Here is a 7,226-nt window from a genome sequence, read left to right as displayed (position 1 = left end):
ACTGGTACTAATAGGCCGAGGGCTTGTCCGCTGCAGATAACTGGATGTTCGCGCACATGTGTTCACGGAGCTTGGCTCGCTGTGATTCGCCCCCCCGCCTTGTTTGTGGTGGTGTGGGGTTGGAGTCTGGTGGGTTGTGGGTTTCCGTGGTGGTTATTGCTGGAGGGTCACACCCGGTCTCTTTCCGAACCCGGTCGTTAAGTCTCTTTGCGCTGATGGTACTGCCCTGTGGTGGGGTGGGAGAGTAGGTTGCTGCCACGGTTTGTTTTGAGGGGGGGGGTTGCCTTGCGGGGCGGCCCTCCTCTTTTTTGTGCCTGTACTAGTTCACTTGTGAATCCAACGCGTTCCTAGAACCCGTAGTTGTACATCGCCCCGCCCGGGTACACCGTGCCGACACCGTTGCGGTAGGCGTAACCGCCGTAGGCGGCGCCCTCCACGAAGGTCCACCCGCCCAGGGTCCTTCCGTGCAGGGCGACGTACCAGCCCGCCGCGTTGGGATCGCTGTAGGCACGCAGTGCGAAGTGGACGTGGGCCCCGGTGGAGGAGCCGCCGGCACAGACGCTGTTGCCCTGGCTGCCCAGGTAGTGGCCCACTCCGACGTTGTTGCCGGGCAGCCACTGGTAGTTCTCCAGGTGGTAGTAGTCGGTGGAGTAGCCGTTGTCGTGGATCACCCGGGTCCACCCGGTGCACAGGCTGTAGGCGTACCCGCCGCGGGCAGCGCGTACGGCGCGGTCGCCGCCGGAGAAGTCCACCGAGCTGTAGGGATAGCCGGAGCTGAAACCGTGCGGGCCGCTGGTCATGACCTGGTACGTGCCGATGGCGAAGGGCAGGCCGACCCCGGTGTAGGCGGCCGTCCTGACCCTCTCGGGATCGGTGGAGGCCGCGACGGTCTCCCGCTCCTCCTCGGCCAGCAGCGTCGAGTCGGCGAGGATCGAGGAGAACTCCTCAGTCCCCTCCAGGCCGACGGTCCAGTCGCCACCGCGGTACTCGGCGGCGAACAGCCAGGCGTACGGGTTCTCCTCGGACCCGGTCGGTGCGGTCACGATGGCGACGCCGAAGGCCGAGTCGCCGGAGGCCTCACGGACGTCGACTCGGACGTCGCGCTCCTGGGCGGCGAGCGTGGAGATCCCGGAACCGCGGAACTCCAGGACGTCCGAGACCACCGCGTCGGCCAGGACGTCCTCGGCCGCCGCTCCCGCGCCCTGGCCGGGGAGGTCCCTGGCGACGGTGTCGACGGTGATCTCGACGTTGTCGGCTTCGGCCAGCGCGGTGTCGGCCACGGGTTGGGCATGGGCCATGGAGGCGGAGGTGAGCAGGGCGGCGGCCGCTGTGGCGGCCAGGGCGCCCGAGTATCCGGTACGGGGCCTCGGTCGGAGACGGTCGGGGGCGATGAAGGCGGTGGGGGAGGTCAAGCAGCTCCTCAGGGGTGAAGGAACAGATTCGACACGAAAAGGTGTGATCGTGTGACCATCGCAGAGTAGCCAACCAGTGACTCCCGGGCAAGGGATGAACCCGGTTCCCATCGACGGACCGGGCTTCGCGAGGCGCTTCCGGAGGGTTCCGCCGACCCACGCGTCGGGCGTTCCCCCGCTCCGCGCCCTTTCCCCGATGTCCCCTCCCCGGCCCGGCCGCCACCGCCCGAGGGGCCCGCCGCGGTCGCGCCGGTGTCAGCGGGCGCCCGAGACCCTCCTCTCCAGGCCGAGGAGGAACTGCTTGCGGTCCAGCCCGCCCGCGTAACCCGTCAGCGAGCCGTCCGCGCCGATCACCCGGTGGCACGGCACGATGATGCTGACCGGGTTGCGTCCGTTGGCCATCCCCACCGCGCGCGAGGCCGTCGGCCTCCCCAGTTCCGCGGCCAGTTCCCCGTAGCTCGCCGTCTCTCCGTGCGGAATCGTGGTCAGCGCCGCCCACACCCTCAGCTGCCACTCGGTACCCGCCGGGGCCAGCGGTAGGTCGAACTCCCTCAGCTCACCCGCGAAGTACGCCTCCAGCTGTCGTACGGCCTCGGTGAACGGCTCCGGGTCCGACACCCAGTCCTCCGGGAAGCCCCTGGCCCTGTCGTCCTTGCCGGCGGTGAGCACCCCGCCCAGGGCCTCGCCGTCACCGAACAGGACCAGCTCGCCCACCGGCGAGCCCATCATCGTGTACCGGGTCGGTCCGGGACGGGGAGCGCGGAACTCCACCGTCGCTCTCCTCGGGGGAGCCTTCGGCTCCACGTCCATCGGCAGCATCTCCTGCTCCACTCCCTGATCCGTGCTCATGCCAGTTCCTCTCTCGTTCTCACCAGCGACGCCCACAGCAGGTGGGTGACGTAGGACCTCCAGGGACTCCACGCCAGGGTGTCCCTCCTGCCCCCGACCCCCAGCGCCTGTTGGACACCGAGGTCCCCGTGGAGGAACACGTCCGGATCACCCAGGCCGCGCATCCGCACGTAACCCGCGGTCCACGGTCCGATGCCGCGCAGCTCCATCATGCGCCGTTCGGCCTCGTCCCGGTCGCAGCCCGGACCCAGGTCGATCCGGCCCGAGGCGATCGCTCCGGTCAGTCCCACCAGGGCTCTCCCACGCGCGACCGGGATGGAGAAACCGGTCGGGTCGGCTTCGGCCAGCACGTCCGGGGAGGGGAACACGTGTGTCAGACCGCCGTCCGCGCCGTCCAGGCCGGGTTTCAGCGGCTCGCCGAACCGCTCCACCAGCCGTCCCGCCAGTGTGCGGGCGGCGCGTACCGACACCTGCTGGCCCAACACCGCCCGAACCGCCAGCTCGGCGGGGTCCACGTGGCCCGGGGAGCGCATCCCCGGGTGCGCGGCCACGATCGGTCCCAGCAGCGGATCCCCGCCCAGGACCTCGGTGACCGCCCGGGGGTCGGCGTCCAGGTCGAGCAGCCTGCGGCAGCGGCGCACCGCGCTGGCCAGGTCGCGTGACTCCGACAGGCGCAGACGGCACAGTACGTGCCCGGCCCTGGTCCCCTCCGACAGTTCCACGGTTCCGGGACCGTGCGGCAGCGACAGCGTCCTGCGGTAGATCCCGTCGCGGTACTCCTCCACGCCCGGCACCGCGCGCTCCCCGAGGAACCGCAGCATCCGCGCCAGGTCGATCGGCTCCCGGTAGGGCAGCCGCAGTGTGATCGTTCCCGGCTCGCCGGCCGGTGTGCGCCTCATGGCGCGCATCTCGGTGGGGGAGCGGTCGAACACCGCCCGCATGGTCTCGTTGAACTGGCGCACACTCGCGAACCCGGACGTGAAGGCCACGTCCGCCATCGGCATGTCCGTGGTCTCCACCAGCACCCGCGCGGTCTGGGCGCGCTCGGTGCGGGCCAGGGCCAGCGGCCCCGCGCCGACCTCGGCGCTCAGCAGCCGGTTGAGCTGGCGCTCGCTGTAGCCGACGGCGGCGGCCAGGGTGCCGACGCCGCCCCGGTCCACGGCGCCGTCCTGGATGAGCCGCATCACGCGTCCCACCACGTCGGCCCGCAGATTCCACTCCGGGGACCCCGGAGTCAGGTCGGGGCGGCACCGCTTACAGGCGCGAAACCCTCCCTCCTGGGCGGCAGCGGCGGTCGGGAAGAAGCGGGTGTTGACCCGCTTCGGAGTGACGGCAGGGCAGCTCGGACGACAGTAGACGCCGGTGGTGCGCACGGCGGTGTAGAAGACCCCGTCGAAGCGGGCGTCCCTGCTGTGTACGGCGCGGTAGCGCTGGTCGTCGTCCATCACAGCACCCATGATCGCCGACGCGGCGGACCATAAGCTGGCGGTTTTCGGACATCGACCCCGAGGAGCTCAGGACCTTCCGTTCCCCGGAGCCGCGGACCTTCCGGGCCCGTTCTCCTCGTCGCCGCGCACGTCGTCCGCCGTCTCGCCGTGTTCGAGGAGGTACTGCACGTAGAACGGGCGCAGAGCCTCCCGGACCTCGGGGTCGGTCTCGGCGGACAGCGCCTCGTAGACGAAGCCGGACAGCTGGGCGACGCTCGCCTCACTGGCCTCCTCATGGCCCGCGGCCGCCTCGGCGGCCGGGACCAGGCTGAGGAGCCGCCAGAAGAAGCGCAGGTCCCACCGCCGACGCGCCAGCTCGATGGCGCGGTCCCGCAGGTCCTCCGTGCTGATCTGGTCGAATTCGGTGACATCGTCTCCCATGCTCGGAAGATACCCGTCCCCGCGCCCGCCATCCGGAAGTGACCTGCGTTACGCTTCACACGAGTTGATCATCTCCTCCCCGCGCACCCGGGGACCTCCCACAAGGAGGGCCGGGCGACCGGGGAAACGTTCGTGAGGGGTTTGTCATGGCCGAGGGCGCAGCACGGGTCGTCGTCGCGAAACCGGGACTGGACGGGCACGACCGCGGTGTCAAGATCGTGGCCCGGGTGCTGCGTGACGCCGGGGTGGAGGTCATCTACACGGGTCTGCGCCAGACCCCCGAGATGATCGTGGCCGCGGCCCTGCAGGAGGACGCTGACGCCATCGGGCTGTCCGTGCTCTCGGGTGCCCACATGACCATGTTCTCCCGGGTGATGGAGCTGCTGAAGGAGAACGGCGCCGAGGACATCCGGGTGTTCGGCGGCGGGATCATCCCCGACGCCGACATCGCCGAGCTCGAACGCCTGGGCGTGGCCAAGATCTTCACGCCGGGTGCCCCGACGGCGGAGATCGCCGACTGGGTGCGTGAGAACGTCCGTCCGGCGCACGCCGCCTGACCGGCCCCCGGCCCGGGCCCCGGTGGGTGACGTTGGTCGCATCCGCCGAAGAGTTCGGCCATGGGCGAAAAGGCGCGTCGCGGTGTGATCCGCGGTGTCGCTCGTCACATATTCTCCCACGCGGGAACTCCCGCGATGCCGCGTGAGCGGCTTTTGCGGGTGTGACGGGACCGGCCAACACGGCCCCGGTGTCCGGCGGCCGGATTCCAGGCGACTAAGCTTTGCGCATGTCGCGGGTGGCAACGCCGCGGCGATCTCGATCTAACGGCTCAGCCCTCCGGGCTTTGCGTCGTGTGACACGCGTCAGTGGATCACAGCCGATCAGGACGAGGCCACCCCGGTAGACATCCTGAGCCAGCGAGTTACAAGGACGGACCCTCGTGGACCTGTTCGAATACCAGGCGAAGCAACTCTTCGCAGAGTACGGGGTTCCCGTACCCCAGGGAAAGGTGGCGAGCACGGCCGCTGAGGCACGTGCCATCGCTGAGGAGTTCGCCGCCTCCGGAAAGTCCCGCGTCGTCGTCAAGGCGCAGGTCAAGACGGGTGGCCGCGGTAAGGCCGGCGGCGTGAAGGTCGCCGACGATCCCGAGGACGCCCAGGCCAAGGCCGAGCAGATCCTCGGTATGGACATCAAGGGCCACACGGTGCACCGTGTCCTGGTCGAGGAGGCCTCCGACATCGCGGAGGAGTACTACTTCTCCTTCCTCCTGGACCGTGCGAACCGCACCTTCCTGTCGATCTGCTCCGCCGAGGGTGGTGTGGAGATCGAGGAGGTCGCCGTCACCAACCCCGACGCGGTCGCCAAGGTCGCCATCGATCCGCTGACCGGCGCCCCCGCCGACGTCGCCGCGGAGATCGTCAGGGCGGGCAAGCTGCCCGAGGCCGCCGCCCAGGGCGCGACCGAGATCATCTCCAAGCTGTGGGACGCCTTCGCCGGCAAGGACGCCACCCTCGTCGAGGTCAACCCGCTGATCCTGACCGCGGACGGCCGTGTGATCGCCCTGGACGGCAAGGTCACCCTGGACGAGAACGCCGAGTTCCGCCAGGACCTGGAGAGCCTCACCTTCGCCGAGGAGGGCGACCCGCTCGAGGTCGCCGCCAAGGCCAAGGGCCTGAACTACGTCAAGCTCGACGGCGAGGTCGGCATCATCGGCAACGGCGCGGGCCTGGTCATGTCCACCCTGGACGTGGTCGCCTACGCCGGCGAGGGCCACGGCGGAGTCAAGCCCGCCAACTTCCTGGACATCGGCGGCGGCGCCTCGGCCGAGGTGATGGCCAACGGCCTGGAGATCATCCTGGGCGACCAGGCGGTGAGGAGCGTGTTCGTCAACGTCTTCGGCGGCATCACCGCCTGCGACTCCGTGGCCAACGGCATCGTCCAGGCCCTGGAACTGCTGGAGAGCCGCGGCGAGGACGTCAGCAAGCCGCTGGTCGTCCGTCTGGACGGCAACAACGCCGAACTGGGCCGTGAGATCCTGACCGAGCGCGCCCATCCGGCCGTGCGACAGGTCGACACGATGGACGGCGCCGCCGCACAGGCCGCCGAGCTCGCGGCGAAGTAGGGGACACAACACCATGGCTATCTTCCTGAACAAGGACAGCAAGGTACTCGTCCAGGGCATGACCGGCTCTGAGGGCACCAAGCACACCCGCCGCATGCTCGCCTCGGGCACCCGGATCGTGGGCGGGGTCAACCCGCGCAAGGCGGGCCAGAGCGTGGACTTCGACGGCACCCAGGTGCCGGTCTTCGGCTCGGTGGCCGAGGGCATGGAGGCCACCGGCGCCGACACCACCGTGATCTTCGTGCCGCCCAAGTTCTGCAAGGGCGCGGTCTTCGAGGCCGTGGACGCCGGCATCGGCCTGGCCGTGGTCATCACCGAGGGCATCCCGGTGCACGACACCGCCGCGTTCTGGTCCCACGCCCAGGCCACGGGCAACAAGACGCGCGTCATCGGCCCCAACTGCCCGGGCCTGATCACGCCGGGCCAGTCGAACGCGGGCATCATCCCGGCCGACATCACCAAGCCGGGCCGGATCGGTCTGGTCTCCAAGTCGGGCACGCTGACGTACCAGATGATGTACGAGCTGCGTGACATCGGTTTCTCCACGGCGGTGGGCATCGGTGGCGACCCGATCATCGGGACCACGCACATCGACGCGCTCAGGGCGTTCGAGGCCGATCCCGACACCGACGTGATCGTGATGATCGGTGAGATCGGCGGGGACGCCGAGGAGCGCGCGGCGGAGTTCGTCAAGGACCACGTGACCAAGCCGGTCGTGGGGTACGTGGCGGGCTTCACGGCTCCCGAGGGCAAGACGATGGGCCATGCCGGCGCGATCGTCTCGGGTTCCTCGGGCACGGCCGCCGCGAAGAAGGAGGCGCTGGAGGCCGCCGGCGTCAAGGTCGGCAAGACCCCCAGCGAAACCGCCCAGCTGGCGCGCGAGCTGTTCTAGCCCGCCCAAGGCGTACTCTTCCCAAGGCTCCGCCCCACCGCACCGCGGTGGGGCGGAGCCTTGGGCGTTCGGGGCGGCTCTGAGGC

General features: G+C 69.8%; 7 protein-coding genes and 1 rRNA gene. 4 read left to right on the top strand and 4 right to left on the bottom strand.

What is annotated here, in order from left to right:
* Positions 1 to 145 precede the first annotated feature (145 nt).
* Positions 146 to 261, top strand: a 5S ribosomal RNA gene (rrf, locus tag FYX01_RS25455).
* Between the two features lie 86 nt (positions 262 to 347).
* On the opposite strand, the gene FYX01_RS25450 is transcribed toward rrf, so the two are convergent.
* The 4 genes from FYX01_RS25450 to FYX01_RS25435 all read right to left on the bottom strand — a co-directional run bounded on the left by FYX01_RS25450 (position 348) and on the right by FYX01_RS25435 (position 4,129).
* A complete protein-coding gene (locus tag FYX01_RS25450; RefSeq protein WP_223830647.1) occupies positions 348 to 1,298 on the bottom strand; it encodes a M23 family metallopeptidase in 951 nt (316 codons plus the stop codon).
* Between the two features lie 369 nt (positions 1,299 to 1,667).
* Complete coding sequence (locus FYX01_RS25445; RefSeq protein WP_150246241.1) at positions 1,668 to 2,261, bottom strand: methylated-DNA--[protein]-cysteine S-methyltransferase; 594 nt, start codon at positions 2,259 to 2,261, stop codon at positions 1,668 to 1,670.
* Positions 2,258 to 3,718 (bottom strand): AlkA N-terminal domain-containing protein, encoded by a 1,461-nt coding sequence (locus FYX01_RS25440; protein ID WP_317846091.1) that lies wholly within the window; start codon positions 3,716 to 3,718, stop codon positions 2,258 to 2,260. The genes FYX01_RS25445 and FYX01_RS25440 overlap by 4 nt, the downstream gene beginning before the upstream one ends.
* A 57-nt stretch (positions 3,719 to 3,775) precedes the next feature.
* Positions 3,776 to 4,129 carry a hypothetical protein gene (locus FYX01_RS25435; protein ID WP_150246235.1) on the bottom strand — a complete coding sequence of 118 codons (354 nt, stop codon included), beginning with the start codon at positions 4,127 to 4,129 and terminating at the stop codon, positions 3,776 to 3,778.
* A 146-nt stretch (positions 4,130 to 4,275) separates the two neighbouring features.
* Between FYX01_RS25435 and FYX01_RS25430 the strand changes: the two genes are divergently transcribed.
* From FYX01_RS25430 to sucD, 3 genes are all read left to right on the top strand, one after another.
* Positions 4,276 to 4,686, top strand: coding sequence for a coenzyme B12-dependent isobutyryl CoA mutase small subunit (locus FYX01_RS25430; RefSeq protein WP_150246233.1), 411 nt, complete (start codon positions 4,276 to 4,278; stop codon positions 4,684 to 4,686).
* 380 nt (positions 4,687 to 5,066) lie between these two features.
* Positions 5,067 to 6,248 carry an ADP-forming succinate--CoA ligase subunit beta gene (gene sucC, locus FYX01_RS25425; protein ID WP_150246230.1) on the top strand — a complete coding sequence of 394 codons (1,182 nt, stop codon included), beginning with the start codon at positions 5,067 to 5,069 and terminating at the stop codon, positions 6,246 to 6,248.
* A gap of 13 nt (positions 6,249 to 6,261) precedes the next feature.
* Positions 6,262 to 7,140 (top strand): succinate--CoA ligase subunit alpha, encoded by an 879-nt coding sequence (gene sucD, locus FYX01_RS25420; RefSeq protein WP_150246227.1) that lies wholly within the window; start codon positions 6,262 to 6,264, stop codon positions 7,138 to 7,140.
* Positions 7,141 to 7,226: the final 86 nt, after the last annotated feature.

This window comes from Nocardiopsis quinghaiensis (assembly GCF_008638365.1).
Lineage (GTDB): Bacteria > Actinomycetota > Actinomycetes > Streptosporangiales > Streptosporangiaceae > Nocardiopsis > Nocardiopsis quinghaiensis.
The sequence above is the reverse complement of the archived record's forward strand: the minus strand, read 5'-3'. Positions and strand labels throughout refer to the sequence as shown.

Bases quoted from the DNA above. Each gene is read 5' to 3' on its own strand.
- sucD (WP_150246227.1), top strand. From the start codon at position 6,262: ATGGCTATCTTCCTGAACAAGGACAGCAAGGTACTCGTCCAGGGCATG.
- FYX01_RS25430 (WP_150246233.1), top strand. From the start codon at position 4,276: ATGGCCGAGGGCGCAGCACGGGTCGTCGTCGCGAAACCGGGACTGGAC.
- FYX01_RS25445 (WP_150246241.1), bottom strand. From the start codon at position 2,261: ATGAGCACGGATCAGGGAGTGGAGCAGGAGATGCTGCCGATGGACGTG.
- FYX01_RS25435 (WP_150246235.1), bottom strand. From the start codon at position 4,129: ATGGGAGACGATGTCACCGAATTCGACCAGATCAGCACGGAGGACCTG.
- FYX01_RS25440 (WP_317846091.1), bottom strand. From the start codon at position 3,718: ATGGGTGCTGTGATGGACGACGACCAGCGCTACCGCGCCGTACACAGC.
- FYX01_RS25450 (WP_223830647.1), bottom strand. From the start codon at position 1,298: ATGGCCCATGCCCAACCCGTGGCCGACACCGCGCTGGCCGAAGCCGAC.